The following is a 16,330-nucleotide window of genomic DNA, read 5'->3' on the forward strand; positions in this document are numbered from 1 at the left end:
GGGACACTTTATCGCCATAGAAGCGAGCGCCATAGTCGGCTTCCACTCTGGGAATCACGACATGAACACCCTCTCCACGAAGTCCAACGGCGTCGTCATCTTTCATTCCGGCTACGGCCACACCACCCGGGTCGCCGACGCGATCGCCGAGGGTTCAGGGGCCGCCCTGATCCAGATCGACAGCGAAGGCAACCTCTCCGATCAGGCCTGGTCGGACATCAACGCGGCGCACTTCGTCATCTTCGGATCCCCCACCTACATGGGCGGCCCCAGCTGGCAGTTCAAGAAGTTCGCGGACATGTCGTCCAAGCCCTGGTTCGCCGATCTGTGGAAGGACAAGGTCTTCGGCGGCTTCACCAACAGCGCGAGCGTCAACGGCGACAAGCTGGCGACGCTGCAGTACTTCAGCCTGCTGGCAGCGCAGCACGCCGGCATCTGGGTGGGCATGGGGGTGAAGTCCTCCAACACCAAGGCCTCGCAGCGCGACGATGTGAATCGGATGGGCTCATTCCTCGGCTCGATGGCGCAGACGCCGGCCGATGCCTCTCCGGATGAAATGTCCCCGGGTGACCTGGAGACGGCGCGTCTCTATGGTCGCCGGGTCGCGGACATCGCCGCGAGACACTTCCCGGCTGCATAAGACGAGAAGCCGGCGTCACGCCGGAGGCGGGGACTCCGGGAATCGCTCCGCATACAGCTGCGCCAGCCAGTCCACGAACACCCGCACACGCAGCGACAGCTGCCGGTGCTGCGGGTAGAGCACGGACAACGTCATCGGCGGGCTCTCCCACCCCGACAGCACCTCGACGAGCCGCCCGGCGCGCAGGTCCGGTTCCAGGTGGTAGCGCGGCACCTGGATCAGCCCGCAGCCGCGCAGCGCGCAGGCGTAGTAGTTCTGGGCATCGTTCACCGAGATCCAGCCCGGCAGCGCGTAGCGCCGCAGCTGCCCGTCCACGGTGAGCTCGATCGGATAGTCCACCCCGCCGCCGCTGGCGAAGAAGCGCACCGTCTGGTGCCACGGCAGATCGTCCGGATGCCGCGGCGTGCCGGCGCGGGCCAGGTACTCGGGACTCGCGCAGATGGCCTGCGGCATCGACGCCAGCTTGCGCGCCACCAGCGTCGAGTCGCGCGGCGTGCCCGCGCGCAGCACGCAGTCGACGCCTTCGCGCACCAGGTCCACCAGCCGGTCGCCGCCGCTCACCACCAGCTCGATCTGCGGGAAGCGCTCGCGGAACTCGTCGATGCGCGGCAGCACGATCTGCGACGCGTGCACCCCGTGCATGTCCACCCGCAGCACCCCGCGCGGGTTCGACGCCACCTGCTTCAACGAGGCCTCGGCATCGTCCAGCTCGTTGAGCACGATCACGCAACGCTCGTAGTACGCCTGGCCGTCCAGCGTCGGCCGCACGTCGCGCGTGGTCCGGTCCAGCAGCCGCGTGCCCAGCCGCGCCTCCAGCGCCTTGATGGCGTGCGTGGCCGTCGCCCGGGGGATGTCCAGATGCGCCGCCGCCTGCGTGAAGCTGCGCAGCTCCACGATCCGGGTGAACAGCTGAAGGGTCTCGAATCGGTCCATTCCCGCATCCTCGCAGGCATTTGTTGAGTCAGGTTGAACTGACAAGCCAATTGTCACGCCTTTTTCCGGATCCGATCAACAACCAGAATTCGTTCCATCGCAACCCGGAAGTCCTTCATCCCCCTTCCGACAACCCTTGGAGCGAACCATGACCGCCTCTTCCTCTTCGACCGCTGCCCCGATCTCGTCCTCGATCTCCACCGACCGCGGCCTGCGCACCGCCCTCGTCACCGGCGGCTCGCGCGGCATCGGCCAGGCCATCGCCAAGCGGCTGGCCGCAGACGGCTACACCGTCGTCGTCAACTACGCCGGCAACGCCGCCGCGGCCCAGGAGACCGTCGCCGCGATCGAAGCCGCCGGCGGCCGCGCCACCGCCGTGCAGGCCGACGTGTCCGATGCGGGCCAGGTCGCCGCGCTCTTCGAGGAGACGCTGCGCCGCCACGGCCGCCTGGACGCGGTCGTGCACAGCGCCGGCGTGATGCCGATGGGCGCGATCAAGCCGTCCAGCCTGGAGACCTTCGACCAGGTCATCGATACCAACCTGCGCGGCGCCTTCCTGGTGCTGGCGCATGCCGCCGAGAAGGTCGCCGCCGGCGGCCGCATCGTGGCGCTGTCGACCAGCGTGATCGCCAAGTCCTTCCCCAACTACGGCCCGTACATCGCCTCCAAGGCGGGCGTCGAGGGCCTGGTGCACGTGCTGGCCAACGAGCTGCGTGGCCGCTCGATCACCGTCAACGCGGTCGCCCCGGGGCCCGTCGGCACCGAGCTCTTCTTCAAGGGCAAGTCGCAGGAGCAGATCGACAGCGTCGCCAAGGTCGCGCCGCTGGAACGCCTGGGCACGCCGGAGGACATCGCCAACACCGTGTCCTTCCTCGTCGGCAAGGACGGCGGCTGGATCAACAGCCAGGTCCTGCGCGCCAACGGCGGCTTCGCGTGAGCGCCCAGGCGCCGCGCCGTTTCTCCTCAGTCCTGTCTTCAGTCCCTTCATTCCGGAGCACTGTCATGAGCACGTCGACCTCGTCTTCCCAAGTCATCCTCGTCACCGGCGCCTCGAGCGGCTTCGGCGCCATGAGCGCGCGTGCGCTGGCCGACGCCGGCCACACCGTCTACGCCAGCATGCGCGCCACGCAGGGCCGCAACGCGCCGCAGGTCGCCGCCGTCAACGCCTATGCGCGCGAGCACGGCGTGAAGCTGCACGCACTGGAACTCGACGTCCAGTCGCAGGACTCGTCCGATGCCGCCATCGCCCGCATCGTGGCCGAGCAGGGCCGGCTCGACGTCGTCATGCACAACGCCGGCCACATGGCCTTCGGCCCGGCGGAAGCCTTCCTGCCGGAGCAGTACGCGCAGCTCTACGACGTCAACGTGATCGGCGCGCAGCGCGTCAACCGCGCGGCGCTGCCGCAGCTGCGCCGGCAGGGCCGCGGCCTGCTGCTGTGGATCGGCAGCAGCAGCACGCGCGGCGGCACGCCGCCCTACCTGGCACCCTACTTCGCGGCGAAGGCGGCGATGGATGCGGTCGCCGTCAGCTATGCGGGCGAACTGGCGCGCTGGGGCATCGAGACGGCGATCGTCGTCCCGGGCGCCTTCACGAAGGGCACCAACCACTTCGTGCACTCGGGCTCGCCGGGCGACGTCGATCGCGTGGCGGCTTATGACAGCGGTCCGACGCAAGGCCTGGCCCAGGAGATCATGACCAACCTGGCCGCCGCCGAGCCGGCGGACGCGGATCCGACCGAGGTGGCGCGGGCCGTCGTCGACGTCGTCGGCACGCCCTTCGGCCAGCGTCCGTTCCGCGTCCACATCGACCCCTCGGAGGACGGCAGCAACGTGGTCAGCGCGGTGGCCGACCGGATCCGCTCGGAGTTCCTGCGTCGCGTGCAGCTCGGCGATCTGTTGACGGTGCGCAACGCGGGCGCCACCGCGGTGTGACAGGTCGCCGGATTCGCCTCGGATGTTCTCCCCCGTGAGGGGGCCTCCGGGCGGACGAGGGGTCGGCGGCGGCAGGGCGCTGATATCCTGCCGCCGCCTCGCGCTCAGGCGCGCCCGCGGCCTCGCGCCGCGCACCACACCCGACCCCTCTGCCTCCCATGATCGTCGGCATCGACCTCGGCACGACCAACAGCCTCATCGCGGTCTTCCGCGACGGCCGCCCTCAACTGATCCCCAACGCGCTGGGCGACTTCGCGACCCCCTCCGCGGTCGCGATCGACGACGCCGGCAAGTTGATCACCGGCCTGGCCGCCCGCGAGCGCGCCGCCACCGATCCGGCCCGCACCGCGCAGGCCTTCAAGCGGATGATGGGCACGGAGCGCACCGTGCGGCTCGGCGACAGGACGCTGCGCGCGGAAGAGCTGTCGGCGCTGGTGCTGCAATCGCTGAAGGCGGATGCCGAGGCCTTCCTCGGCGAGCCGGTCACCGAGGCCGTCATCACCGTCCCCGCCTACTTCAACGAGGCCCAGCGCCGCGCGACGCGCACCGCCGGGGAACTGGCCGGACTCAAGGTGGAGCGGCTGCTCAACGAGCCCACCGCCGCCGGCCTGGCCTACGGCCTGCAGGACCGGCCCGACAACAGCACCTTCCTGGTGTTCGACCTGGGCGGTGGCACTTTCGACGTGTCGGTGCTGGAGTACTTCGACGGCGTCGTCGAGGTGCGCGCCAGCGCCGGCGACACACGCCTGGGCGGCGAGGACTTCGCCCACGCCGTGGGCAAGCTGTTCATCGAGCGCTGCGGCGCGCTGTCGCTGGCCGAGCGCGAGCGGCTGCAGAAGGATCCCGCGTTGTGGTGGCGCGCCGCCGAGCAGGCCAAGCGCGACCTCAGCGAGCGCGAGAGCGCCGTCATGGGCCTGATGCTGGACGGCCGCCGCGCGGAGCTGGAGATCAGCCGAGCCGATTTCGAGGCCGCGACCGCCGAACTGCTGCAGCGCCTGCGCCGCCCGATCGAGCGCGCGCTGCAGGACGCTCAGCTCTCGCCCGCGGCCTTGAACGAGGTGGTGCTGGTCGGCGGCGCGACGCGCATGCCGATGATCCGCCAGATGATCACGCGGCTGTTCCAGCGCCTGCCGCTGCGCACCATCGATCCCGATCAGGCGATCGCGCAGGGCGCGGCCGTGCAGGCCGGTCTGAAGGCGCGCGACGCGGCGCTCGACGAGGTCGTGCTGACGGACGTGATGCCGTTCTCGCTGGGGGTGATCACCTCGCAGCAGGTCGGCCAGCAGCGCGTCGGCGACCGGTTCAGCCCGATCATCGAGCGCAACACGCCAGTGCCGGTGTCGCGCGTGCAGCGCTACTACAGCGTCTTCGACCAGCAGAAGATGGTGGAGCTGGACATCCGCCAGGGCGAGTCTCCGGTGGGCAGCGACAACCTGCATCTGGGCAAGCTGGAACTCGCGCTGACGCCGGCGCCGGCCGGCGAGGCCTCGATCGAGGTGCGTTTCACCTACGACGCCAACGGCCTGCTGGAGGCGGACGTGCGCGACGTGCTGGGCGGCCATGCCGCCAGCCTGCTGATCCGCAACACGGCCACCGAGATGAGCGAGACGCAGATCGCCGAGGCGCTCAAGCAGTTGCGCGCGCTCAAGCGCCATCCGCGCGACGAGGAGGAGAACCGCTATCTGGTCGAGCGCGCCAAGCGGCTGTATGAGGACCGCCTCGGTGAACAGCGCAGCGCGATCCAGGCGTGGCTGGGGCAGTTCGAGCAGGCGCTCGACACGCAGGACCCGCGCGTCATCCGCCAGGCCCGCCAGCAGATGCGCGAGGCGCTGGACAGCGTGGACGGCGGCTTCCGCTTCTGACCCGCGCGGCGATGAACACGACCAGACCCGGGGCATCGTCCTGGCCGGACGATTGCGCGCGCATCGGGTTGACGAGCACGAGCGTCGACCTCGCGGAGATCAAGCGCGCCTACGCCGGGACGTTGCGAGTCACCCGGCCGGACGACGATGCGGCGGCGTACCAGGCGCTGCGCGAGGCCTACGACCGCGTCGTCGCACACGCGCGGCAGGCGTCGGCGCGCCTGGACCCGCACGCGGCGCACGACCCCGGACCGGCGATCGACGATCCAGCCACGGCCACCATCACGGTCACGGCCGCGCCGACGCCGTCACCATCATCGGCGCCGTCACATTCATCGTTGCCTTCGCAGAATCCGCAAGCTGACGACGCCGTCCTCCACCGGTCGCCGCAAGCGCTCTGCGAGTGGATCGAGACGCTCGTGCAGGCCGGCCGCGAACCGCTCTCGAACGCCCTGCCGGAGCTCGCACGATCGCTTCAAGCCGTACCACTGTCGCAGCGGACCGAGACCTCGATCCGCATGGCCGATCTGCTGATCCAGCTCGATCGGCCTGTTCCGCCTGAACTCTTCGCGCTGCTGGACGAGCACTTCGATTGGATCGAGGACTTCCGCAGCGGGCAACACCTGGGGGCGACCCGCTACGCCGCGTTGATCGGACGACTGCCCGGCGGGCAGGTGCCGGTCCGCGATCCGGCGGTGCTCGAGGAATATGGCGTCCTGGTCCGACTGAGCCAGTGGCTGGAAGCCCGCCAGCCGGCGTCGCGACGGCGCGGGTACCTGGCCGTCCTGCTGATGGGCGATGCGTTGCCGGCGCAGCTGGAGCGGGCGGGCGAACCGCTGCGGCGTCGCCTCGGCCTCCATCCGGTCGACGACCGGAACATCCGTCGCACCGCACTGCTGGCCCAAGGCGTCCATCTGATCCTGATGACGGCCCTGGTCTGGGTGCTGACGATGCTGGTCAGCGGCGCCCCGCTGCAGGCTGCCGGCATCGCCTTGCAGGTCGCCGCAGGGGCCGCTTTGATGCAAGTGGCCGCCGCCGGGCTGCAACTGCTGCTCGCCGCCTTGCAGATGATGGGGGGCGTCACGCCGCAGGAGCCGCAACGCAAGACCTTCTGGGAGTCGGTCACGCCCTGGATCGCCGTGGCCGTCTTCGCCCTCGCCGGCGCGGGCGGCGCGGTCACGCCCTGGCTCCACCTCAGCGGCACGGGGCGCTTCGGCATGGCGGTCTTCTGCACGATCACGGCCTTCCTGCTGATGCCCCTGCCACGGGCGATGATCCTGTCGGGCGTCCTCCTCTGGGGAGGCCTCGTGGTCGGGATGTCCTCCTACTCCGCGCTCTGGGCGGGATTCGCGGCGGCCTGGGTGGCGGCAGGCACGCTCGTCCTGTCCCAGGGGATCTACCGGCCCGAATCCGAGCCCGTCCGCGACGCACTGCCCCGCTGGCCTCGCGGCGGACCGCTGGCCGCCCTGCTGCTGGGCACCGTCGGACTGCCGACGCTGTTCGCCTGGCTGGCCACGCGCTGCGGCCAGCGCGTGATCATGTCGACCTTCATGATCGAGGCCGGCATCGCAGGTGCGCTGCTGGAGGCCCATCGACCGACCTGGCCCGCCCTGATCGCGATACCGGTCGGACTGGCGGTCATGCTCGCCGCGCAGCGTTTCGGCTGGGCGGCGGGACGGCGACTGATGGCGCAGTCCCCAGCGAAGCACCGATGAGCGACCCCACGATGAGCGACACCGGACACTGGACGCACGCCTGGCATGCAGACTGCGCGCGCGTGGGCCTGACCGACCCGAGCACCGATCTCGGCGAGATCAAGCGCGCCTACGCGAAGACGCTGCGCAAGACCCGGCCCGACGACGACGCGCAGGCGTATCAGGCGCTGCGCGAGGCCTACGACCGTCTTGTGGCGCATGCGCGGCGGCACCAGCAGGCTGCAGAAGCGCCGACGCCTGAGGTCGATCTGCCGCTCCCGCCCGGAGACCAGGCCGTGGCCGCGGTTGAAGCCACGGCCGCCCCCGATGTCGCGGTCGCTGCCGATGTCGATGCCGGGCGCGTTGCTGCGGCTCGCGAAGCCTCGCTGGCGAAACTGCCGCCTCTGCCACTGCCGCGCGATGACGACGACGCGTCGCCGCGCGCGCTGCCCGTTGCGCGGGAGCAGCCTGCCGTGCGGCACGCTCCCCGGCCCGGACCCGAGACGCCACCCGTACCGGCCTGGCGCACGCCCGAGTCGCTCTGCGAAGAGCTCCTCCAGCTGCGTCGGCAAGGCCAGCCACGACTGGTGGCCGCCGTGCCCTCGCTGCGCGAGGCGCTGCTTGCGATGCCGCTGGAGGCGCAGGACCACGCCTCGATGTGCTTCGCGCATCTGATCCTCGAAACGCATGGCGAATTGCCGGTCGGGATGATCGACCTGCTGCGCGACCACTTCGGATGGGAGCAGGACTTCCGCACCGAACGCCGGCTGGGCGCGGAACGCGCCGCCGCGCTGCTTGAACTGCTGCGGGAGTTCCCGCGACCGGTGACCGATCCCGCGGTGCTGCGCGAGTTCGGTCCGACCGCCGCCGTCGCACGTCTGGCGGGATCGATGCAGGGCCGCGACCGCTCGATCGCCTCGCTGGCCGCCGCCCTGATGGGTTACGCCTTCCACCTGCATCTGCATCACGCCGGCGGCTTCCTGCTGCGGCGCCTCGGCGCGGACCGCGCCGAGCAGCAGGCGGCCCTCCTCCTGATCAAGCGGGTGCAGGCCTGGCAGTTCCTGCTGATGCTGGCCCTGTTCTTCGGCCTCCATCTCGCGACCGGGCTCGACTGGCCGCACGCGGTGAGCCGCACCGTGGTGGCGGGCGTTGCGCTGCCCCTGGGCATCCTCGTTTTCGACACCCTGATGGGCTCGCTGCGCAACGGCCGGCAGCAGATCGCGGAATCGCCGCTCGGAAGGCTGCGCGTGGGGCGACTGCCCCACCTCTGGTCGTGGATCGGCGCGGCGCTGGTCGCCGCGAGCGGCATCGCCGGCCATGTCGACATCCAGTTCCCGATGCAGGACCCCGTGCACGCTTGGCTGGTGCCGCTGGCGATCCTGGCCGCGCTCGTCGGCGTGATGCTGGCCATGCCTGACGATCTCGCGACCGGCATGACACAGACCGCGCTCTACCTCTACCTGATGCTGCTGCCGGGCGCATTGGCGCCGCTGCCTGCGGGTCTGCTCGCGGCATGGCTGCTGGCCGGCCCGATGGTACTGCGCGCCGGCCTGTACACGCCCAACCCCGTCTGGCGGCTGCAGGCCGCGCGTCCGCACGGCGGGTGGCCCGCGCTGGCCGCGCTGATGACGGTCGGCTTGCCGGTACTGACCAGTTGGCTGGCGCAGATCGCCGGCTTGCGCATGACGCTGGGTGCCATCCTGCTCGCGAGCGTGATGCCACGCCTGCTGCCCGCCGACAGCCCACCGGCGATGCTGGCACTGGTCGCCGTCGGCACGCTGTGGCTCACGGGCGGCTGGCTGCTCGCCCTTCAGCGCGTGGGCTGGTCGATGGGACGACAACTGATCCGCAGGCATCTGGCGCGGTAGACCACCGCGACTGTTGCGGAGGAAGCGGACGCGCCGCGATGGTCCGTCCGTGGGCAGCGGCGGCGAGCCACGTCGCCGCCGCACCCCTCACTGCACCGGCACCCACCCCGACGGCGACCACCGCAGCAGCACGTCCGTCAGCGGATTGGCGGACTTGCCCATCAGGTCGCGCACCTGCGCGCGCAGCGCGTCGAGCGTCGACGCGTCGTCGTCGCCGACGTAGAGCACCGTGTCGTTGGCCGGCGCCGCGACGATCAGCTTGCCCTTCTGCGCGTCGGCCAGCGGCTTCCAGTCGTCGATGAAGATCAACCGGCTGGGCTGGAGCATCGGTCCGTCGAGCTTGCCCACCTCGCCCGCCGGCACCGGCTTGGCGTGCTGCAGCACCTGCGGCATCGCGTCGTAGGTGTTCTTGCGCGCGGTCTCGCGCACCTGGTCGACCGACAGGTTCAGCGTCTTGTAGTCCTTCTCGCTGATCAGCCGCGTCGCACGCATGGTGTCGAAGACCGGCACCGTCACCAGCGGACCGATGAAGGGCCGCGGGCGGAAGGTGGTCGCGTCGCCGCCGACCTCGCGCTGCGCCTGCTGCACCGAGGCGGCCGTGCGCACCGCCAGCCGCAGCGATTCACGCGTCGCGGGGATCGTCGAGGCGCGGAACTGCTGCGTCGTCGTCTTCACGAAGACGTTCACGTCGTCGGCGCAATTGCCGCGGTTGGTCTGGCAGCCGGCATAGAGCTTGTCGAGCCGCGTGCGCTGGTCCGCGACGCCGAGCGTCAGCGGTTCGCGGACGACGACGGTGCCGTCGCCCAGTTGCTGGCGCAGTTGCGCGGCGACGTACTCGGTGAAGCCGGCGGCATCCGGCGGCACACCGCCGGACTGCGCGTGCGCGCCGGTGGCGGTCGCACCCAATGCGACGGCAGCCACCATCGCAGCGACGGTGGATCGAAGAACGGAACGCGGTTGTCGTTGTGGACGAAGACGCACGACGGACATGAGGACCTCCGTGATTTCATGGGGAGGTCCGGGTTGGGCAAGGAACGCTCCCGCGTCCTGCCCAACCCTGCCGACGGCAGACCTTTACACGCCCTGCACGCGGTACTGATCCGCCTTCGCCACGCCTTCCATCGCCGGATCGCTGACCGACGGCGCGCCGGTCTCGATGTGGCCGGCGAAGCGGCGCAGGAAGTCGGTCTGGCCGTTCACCCGCACCGACACGTCGTACCAATGCGCTGCGACGGCGACGGGGACCCGCACCTCGCTGCTGCTGCGCGCCGGCACGTTGACCGTGCGCGGCGCCGTGCCCTGGTACTTGTTGTGCGCGATGGTGAAAGCCGCCGCGACCGGGCCGGTGTTGACCAGCGTCAGCACCAGCTCGCCGGTCGCCGGCGCGGACTTCGCGATGACATCCGGATTGGGCTGGCCCGCCGCCGCTGCACGCCGCGCATTGCCCGCGAGGTGGCGATGGAAACCGTTGGGACCCAGGACCCAGAGGTCGTACGCGCCCGCGCTCTGCGGCGTGAAGCTGCCGGTGAGCTGCTTGCCCGCTTCGACCGTGTAGCGGCGCGGGATCTCGCCCAGGCGCGTGCGGTCGTAGACATGGAACACGGCGGCGGCGCTGCCCGTGTTCTGGAACGTGACCGCGATCGCCGTCGCGTTCGGCCCCGCGCCGGGCGTCACCGCGCTGGTCGCCTGCAGGTCGTAAGGCAGCGCACGCGCCGGGCGCACGCCGGCAGCCTGCGACGGCAACTGCAGCGAGCCGGGAATCGCCGGCGTCGTCGTGCCGGGCAGCGCGCGCGCCTTGTTGGCGAGCGCGACGGTGTCGGGCAGCTTCGAGAAGAACTCGCTGTCCTCCGGATCGGCGAAGTTGAAGCAGGAGGTCAGGTCGCCCGCGACCGCACGACGCCAGGCGCCGATGTTGGTCTCCTTCACGCCGAAACGCGCCTCGATGAAGCGCAGCACCGACGTGTGGTCCGAGGTCTGCGAGTTCACCCAGCCGCCCTTGCTCCAAGGCGACACGATGTACAGCGGCACGCGCGGGCCCATGCCGTACGGACGGTGCAGGTAGGTGGCCGAGGCGCCGTTGAGGATCTCGCAGTACTCACCGGTCGTGTCGACCGTCGACGCGCCGGCGAGCACCGCCTGCGCCGGGTTCGCGTTCCAGCTCACGTACGACGGCGCGGCCGGCGGCGGTACGTGGTCGAAGAAGCCGTCGTTCTCGTCGAAGTTGATGAACAGGACGGTCTTGGCCCAGACATCGGGATTCGAGGTCAGCGCGTCCAGCACCTTGGCTGTGTAGTCCGCGCCCTGCGCGGGGCTGGACGGGCCGGGATGCTCGGAGCCCTCCGCGGTCGCGACGACCCACGACACCTGCGGCAGGCGGTTGTTGATCACGTCGTCGCGCAGCCGGTCCAGGTCGCGCGTCGAGATGCCGCGGTCCTTCAGCACCTGCGAGAAGCCCGGCCGGTTGTACCAGCCGTCGCGGAACACCTTGAACCCGGCCAGCGAGTTGTCGGTGAAGTTGTCGTCCATGTTCTGGTAGACCTGCCAGCTGATGCCGGCCGACTGCAGGCGCTCAGGGTAGGTCGTCCAGGTGTAGTCGTCGAGCGGGTTCGGGTTGAACCAGTCGTGGCTGTTGTCGGTGGACGGGCCGTTGCCCAGACGCAGCGGATCGTTGGTACCGGTCCAGATGAACAGGCGGTTGGTGTTGGTGCCGGTCTGCGTCGCGCAGTGATACGCGTCGCACAGCGTGAACGCGTTGGCCAGGGCGAACTGGAAGGGCAGCTCCTGCTCCTTGAAGTGGCCCATCGAGTGGTTCTGCTTGGCCTTGGGCCAGTTGTTCATGCGGCCGTGGTCCCAGGCGGCCTGCGCGTCGGTCCACGAGTGCGGCGTGCCGCTGACGCGCATGAAGGCGAAGTTCTGTGCGGTGTTCAGGTGGAAGGGCGCGATCGCGCCGGGCGCGGCGTTGTTGACGGTGGGCTGGACCCAGACCGAGCGGCCCTTGACGTTGGCGGAGTCCGCCACCGGCGCCGGGAACGGATCGCCGAAGCCGCGCACGCCGTTCAGCGTGCCGAAGTAATGGTCGAAGGAGCGGTTCTCCTGGGTCAGGATGACGATGTGCTCGACGTCCTGGATCGTGCCGGTGCGCACGGCCGCCTTGATGGACAGCGCGCGGGCGATGGCCGGCGGGAAGCTGGTCATCGCGGCGGTGGCGCCGGCGGCGCCGGCGACGGCGCGGAGGAACTGGCGGCGGGGCGGTTGCTGCTGCGTCATGGCGGGGCTCCTCAGGCGATGGACGAGACGGTGGACGACGACGCGGCCTTGCGGCGGCGGATCACCAGCGCGGCGACGGCCAGGCCGCCCAGCGCCAGCGCGCCCGAGGCGGGTTCCGGCACGGCGGACGCGAAGGTCAGGTCGTCCATGACGAAGAAGGCCGGATCGTTGCTGCGGAACACGAGGCGGTCGACGAGGCCGGCGTAGCCGCTGCCGAGGAACGCGGGGCTGTCGCTGAGGTTGAGCAGCGAGGTCGATGCGACGAGCGCGCCGCCGAGGTACAGGTCGACGGCGACGCTGACGCCGTCGAAGCCGGAGAACCAGGCGCCCTGGTAGGTGCTGGGCGTGAGGAAGCCGATGGCGCTGGTGGCGCTGCTGCCGTCGAAGCCGAGCGTGGCGCGGCGGTCGCCGGAATGCGGCGTGTACGGGGCCTGCTCGCCGGCGTACTGGAACCAGGAGCTGGCGGACCAGTCGAGGCCGGCGTAGTGGGCGGGGACGAAGCCGTCGTCGCCCAGGTCGTCGAAGGTGACGACGGTGGCGGACACGAACGGCGCGGCGACGGCCAGCACCAGCGGCAGGCAGGCGCGGGTGATGCCGTGGGTAACGAGGGCGGACAGGGAGCGGGCGAAGGGCTTGCGCATGGGGACTCCAGGGAGGTCGCGGACAGGAAGCGCCGCAGCCGCACGCCGATCTGCCCGGGGGTCAGGTCTTGATGGCGCGGTCGCGGAGGAACGCGGCGGATGTTCAGAGGGCGGGGTGACAGACCGGTGAACGGTCGGTGTCAGCGACGGGCCTGGAACTTGCCCGCGGGGCCGCCGTCCCTGGAAGCGGGGGCGCGTCGCGGGAGCGACGCGAAGGCGTCATGTAACGCAGGGCGGGCAATGACCTTGATCAGTATCGGCAGGGGGACTGACCTCCCTGAATCAGCGCCCCCATCGAGTCCGCACTTTGGAGGAAAGACGCAAGCGCCCTCTCTGCCGACACTGCAGTCATCGGGTCACCAGACCCACCGACGAAAGCGAGCGAACAATGAGCGTGAAATTCAAGAACGATCGTCCCGATGCCGAGACTTCGGTGACGTCACTGCCCGTTCAACGAACCGACGCGAACGAGGCAGATTTCGACGCGCTGATTCACGCGTTGCGACACCCGCATGTGGCCTTTGGCGCTGCAGCCGACGCCGACCTCATCGCCCGATGTGCGATGGAGGACTGGGACGCCTCCGCGGGGGCCATGAAGGAAGTCCTGAAGCATCAGAGGATTTCACCGTCGGATGCCTTGGCCATGCTGCACCTGACCGGAGAGTTCCTGAGGCGCCATCGGATTCGCCTTGAAGGCACGCCTTGGCTCTGCACCTTCCAGACTGACGAAGGATCTTGGGCGCGATATGACGTGCATACCTCGCTGGACTACGAGGATGCCAACACCTGGGACAAACGACTCGACGACGTCCTCCGAAGTCACCGCCTGGATCGCGATTCGTTCTACCTTCGTCTGACCGATGGTGGCCCCTGCTGATCGCTTGTCCACGCAGATTCCTGGAGCTCGTCATGTCCAACAAACCCAGCGCCTGGCACAGGCTCGCACGCGAGCTCGGTTGCCGCTCGGATGAGGCGTCCCAACGCGCGTCCATCAACCGCGCGTACTACGCGTCGTACCACCGATGTCTGGCCTGGGAGGGGGCCTTCCGGCGCGCGGCTCATGCGATCCATTCAGTGGCGTCCACGCTCAATTGATCTCGCGACTTCGGCATCCCGCCCAGGCCTGCAGCACTGTCGAATCGGAGCGATCGGTGGCCATCAGCAAGTTGCTCAGGCAGCAGCGGGAGCTACGAGCGATCGCCGACTACGAGCTGGATGCCCCTATCTCGAAAGCTCTGGTCGACAAACAGTTGAAAGCGGTGCATCAATTGATGACCGATTGCGAGGAGGTCACTTCGCCATCCCTCACCCCCCAACGTGTCACACGTTGAAAGGTGGCGTTGGAGCGCGGACTACGCGCGGTCCTTGGCGAACCGCTGATACCACGCGACCGCCTCCGCATTCGCCATCGCGTCGCGCTTCATGACCTGATCCGCCGTGGCGCCGAGCAGCAGCTTCTTGATCGGCAGCTCCATCTTCTTGCCTGACAGCGTGCGCGGGATCGCCTCGACCTGGTGGATCTCGTCCGGCACATGCCGCGCCGACAGCGCCTTCTTGATCGAGGTCTTCAAGCGCAGTTGCAGCGCGTCATCCAACGTCAGTCCGTCGCGCAGTTGCACGAACAGCAGCAGGCAGCTCGGCCGGCCGAGGTACTCCAGGTCCACGACCAGGCTGTCCAGCACCTCCGCATGCGTCTCCACCGCGCGGTACAGCTCCGAGGTGCCCATCCGGATCCCGTGGCGGTTGATCGTCGCGTCCGAACGACCGTAGATGATCCCGCCACCCGACGGCGTGACGCGCAGCCAGTCGCCATGACGCCAGACGCCTTCGCCATTGGGGCCACGGTACATGTCGAAGTAGCTCGACAGGTAGCGCTCGTGGTCCCGGTCGCCCCAGAAGTACAGCGGCATCGACGGCATCGGCCGCGTGCAGACGAGCTCGCCGACCTCGTCGATCAGCGCCCGTCCCTGTCCGTCCGCATCGACCTCCGAGAACGCGTGCACCGCCGCGCCCAGGCTCCGCACCTGCATCTGGCCGCGCACCAGCGGCTCCGTGATCAGCCCCGTGAGGAAGGCGCCGGCGAAGTCCGTGCCGCCGCTGATGATGCAGATCCAGATCGGCCGGCCCTCAGGCCGGGGACAGTTCGCCCAGATCCAGTCGTAGCTCTCGTCCGCCAGCGGGCTGCCCGTGCTGCCGATCGCGCGCAGGCGGCTGAGGTCGCCGTGCGTCAGCGGCTCGACGCCGGCCTTCAGGCAGCTCGCGTAGAACGCCGCCCCAGCGCCGAAGAAGGTCGCCCCCGACAGCGCCACGAAGCGCCACAAGGTGCTCCAGTCCGGCGCGTCCTTCGGTCCCGCCGGACTGCCGTCGAACAGGCAGATCGTCGTGCCGCCCATCAGCGCGCCGACCTGGCAGTTCCACATGATCCAGCCCGTCGAGCTGTACCAGTGGAAGCGGTCACCCGTCTCCGCCGTGGCGCCGACGTTGTTGTGGATAGCGCCTTTGAGCATCTCCAGCAGGACGCCGCCGTGTCCGTGCACGATCGGCTTCGGCAGGCCCGTCGTGCCGCTCGAATAGACGATCCACAGCGGATGGTCGAAAGGCACCGCCTCCGGCGCGTGCGATCGCGTGTTGGCGATCAGCGTGTCCCAGCGGTGGGCGCGGCGTGTCGTCTTCGCCCCGGCCACCTCCGTGACAGCAGGACCACCGGCAGCAGCAGCGGATCCGGCTGCAGCCAGCGGCGCAGGATCGGCCTGCGGATCCAGGTTGCCGAGCAGCACCACGTCCGTCACGGTCGGCAGTTCGTCGAGCAGTTGGCCCAGCATCCCCATGCGGTCGATGTCCTGCCCCGCGTAACGCACGCCGTCGGCGGCGATCAGCAGCTTGGGCTCGATCTGGCGGAAGCGGTCCAGCACCGCCACCGGTCCCATGTCCGGCGAGCACACCGACCACACCGCGCCCAGGCTCGCGACGGCGAGGAAGGCCACCGCCGTCGCCGGCACGTTGGGCAGGTAGGCGGCGACGCGGTCGCCGCGCCGAACGCCAAGGTCATGCATCGAGGCCGCGAGCGCGCCGACCTGGCGTCGCAGCTCGGACCAGCGCATCTCGCCGAGCTCGCCGCGCGCGAGCATCGCCTCGTTCGCGTGGACGATCGCCGGATGGCCCGCGGCTTCCGCCGCGTCCACGTGCCGCAGCGCCTGCGCCGCGATGTTCAAGGTCGCGCCGCGGAACCAGACCGCGCCGGGCATGCGCTCCTCGCAGAGCGCCGCCTCGAAGGGCGTCTCCGAGCGCAGGTCGAAGTGGTCCCAGATGCTGCGCCAGAACGCGTCCAGCTCCGTCACCGACCAGCCCCAGAGCGACGCGTAGTCGTCGAAGACCAGGCCTCGCTGCTCACGCAGGAAACGGCGGTAGTGGTCGATCTGCGGGGTCGGGGGCATGCGGGACTCCTTGTCGAGTCCTGACGGTAGCCGAGATCCTTCGGGCTGGCCGTCACGCG

General features: G+C 69.8%; 14 protein-coding genes. 9 read left to right on the forward strand and 5 right to left on the reverse strand.

Going from position 1 to position 16,330, the window contains the following annotated elements; all coding sequences use genetic code 11:
- The first annotated feature begins 61 nt into the window (after window positions 1–61).
- Window positions 62–640 (forward strand): flavodoxin family protein, encoded by a 579-nt coding sequence (locus ACQ859_RS00905; RefSeq protein ID WP_431264209.1) that lies wholly within the window; start codon window positions 62–64, stop codon window positions 638–640.
- 15 nt (window positions 641–655) lie between these two features.
- Here the strand turns inward: ACQ859_RS00905 and ACQ859_RS00910 are convergent, their stop codons facing one another.
- Window positions 656–1,573, reverse strand: a complete 918-nt coding sequence (locus ACQ859_RS00910) for a LysR family transcriptional regulator (protein ID WP_431264210.1) — start codon at window positions 1,571–1,573, stop codon at window positions 656–658.
- 148 nt (window positions 1,574–1,721) lie between these two features.
- Between ACQ859_RS00910 and ACQ859_RS00915 the strand changes: the two genes are divergently transcribed.
- From ACQ859_RS00915 to ACQ859_RS00935, 5 genes are all read left to right on the forward strand, one after another.
- Window positions 1,722–2,510, forward strand: coding sequence for an SDR family oxidoreductase (locus ACQ859_RS00915; protein ID WP_431264211.1), 789 nt, complete (start codon window positions 1,722–1,724; stop codon window positions 2,508–2,510).
- A gap of 65 nt (window positions 2,511–2,575) precedes the next feature.
- Complete coding sequence (locus ACQ859_RS00920) at window positions 2,576–3,505, forward strand: SDR family NAD(P)-dependent oxidoreductase (protein WP_431264212.1); 930 nt, start codon at window positions 2,576–2,578, stop codon at window positions 3,503–3,505.
- Between the two features lie 158 nt (window positions 3,506–3,663).
- Window positions 3,664–5,367: an Hsp70 family protein gene (locus ACQ859_RS00925; RefSeq protein ID WP_431264213.1), complete on the forward strand. Its 1,704-nt coding sequence runs from the start codon at window positions 3,664–3,666 to the stop codon at window positions 5,365–5,367.
- Between the two features lie 11 nt (window positions 5,368–5,378).
- Complete coding sequence (locus ACQ859_RS00930) at window positions 5,379–7,082, forward strand: hypothetical protein (protein WP_431264214.1); 1,704 nt, start codon at window positions 5,379–5,381, stop codon at window positions 7,080–7,082.
- An 11-nt stretch (window positions 7,083–7,093) separates the two neighbouring features.
- Window positions 7,094–8,929 carry a hypothetical protein gene (locus tag ACQ859_RS00935; protein ID WP_431264215.1) on the forward strand — a complete coding sequence of 612 codons (1,836 nt, stop codon included), beginning with the start codon at window positions 7,094–7,096 and terminating at the stop codon, window positions 8,927–8,929.
- Window positions 8,930–9,016: 87 nt separating this feature from the next.
- Here ACQ859_RS00935 and ACQ859_RS00940 read toward each other — a convergent pair whose 3' ends face one another.
- The 3 genes from ACQ859_RS00940 to ACQ859_RS00950 form a co-directional block, all read right to left on the reverse strand.
- Complete coding sequence (locus tag ACQ859_RS00940; protein ID WP_431264216.1) at window positions 9,017–9,853, reverse strand: hypothetical protein; 837 nt, start codon at window positions 9,851–9,853, stop codon at window positions 9,017–9,019.
- Between the two features lie 150 nt (window positions 9,854–10,003).
- Window positions 10,004–12,196, reverse strand: a complete 2,193-nt coding sequence (locus ACQ859_RS00945; protein WP_431264217.1) for a phosphocholine-specific phospholipase C — start codon at window positions 12,194–12,196, stop codon at window positions 10,004–10,006.
- Window positions 12,197–12,207: 11 nt separating this feature from the next.
- Entirely contained in the window at window positions 12,208–12,837 is a 630-nt protein-coding gene (locus ACQ859_RS00950; RefSeq protein WP_431264218.1) for a PEP-CTERM sorting domain-containing protein, read from the reverse strand.
- A 388-nt stretch (window positions 12,838–13,225) separates the two neighbouring features.
- Here ACQ859_RS00950 and ACQ859_RS00955 point away from each other — a divergent pair, with 388 nt between their 5' ends.
- The 3 genes from ACQ859_RS00955 to ACQ859_RS00965 are packed head-to-tail and all read left to right on the forward strand — an operon-like array spanning window position 13,226 to window position 14,168.
- A complete protein-coding gene (locus ACQ859_RS00955; protein WP_431264219.1) occupies window positions 13,226–13,714 on the forward strand; it encodes a hypothetical protein in 489 nt (162 codons plus the stop codon).
- A 32-nt stretch (window positions 13,715–13,746) separates the two neighbouring features.
- Window positions 13,747–13,932, forward strand: a complete 186-nt coding sequence (locus tag ACQ859_RS00960) for a hypothetical protein (RefSeq protein ID WP_431264220.1) — start codon at window positions 13,747–13,749, stop codon at window positions 13,930–13,932.
- Between the two features lie 56 nt (window positions 13,933–13,988).
- Entirely contained in the window at window positions 13,989–14,168 is a 180-nt protein-coding gene (locus ACQ859_RS00965; RefSeq protein WP_431264221.1) for a hypothetical protein, read from the forward strand.
- A 21-nt stretch (window positions 14,169–14,189) separates the two neighbouring features.
- On the opposite strand, the gene ACQ859_RS00970 is transcribed toward ACQ859_RS00965, so the two are convergent.
- Window positions 14,190–16,271, reverse strand: a complete 2,082-nt coding sequence (locus tag ACQ859_RS00970) for an acetoacetate--CoA ligase (protein ID WP_431264222.1) — start codon at window positions 16,269–16,271, stop codon at window positions 14,190–14,192.
- Window positions 16,272–16,330: the final 59 nt, after the last annotated feature.

This window comes from Roseateles chitinivorans (genome assembly GCF_050632235.1).
GTDB lineage: Bacteria > Pseudomonadota > Gammaproteobacteria > Burkholderiales > Burkholderiaceae_C > Roseateles > Roseateles chitinivorans_A.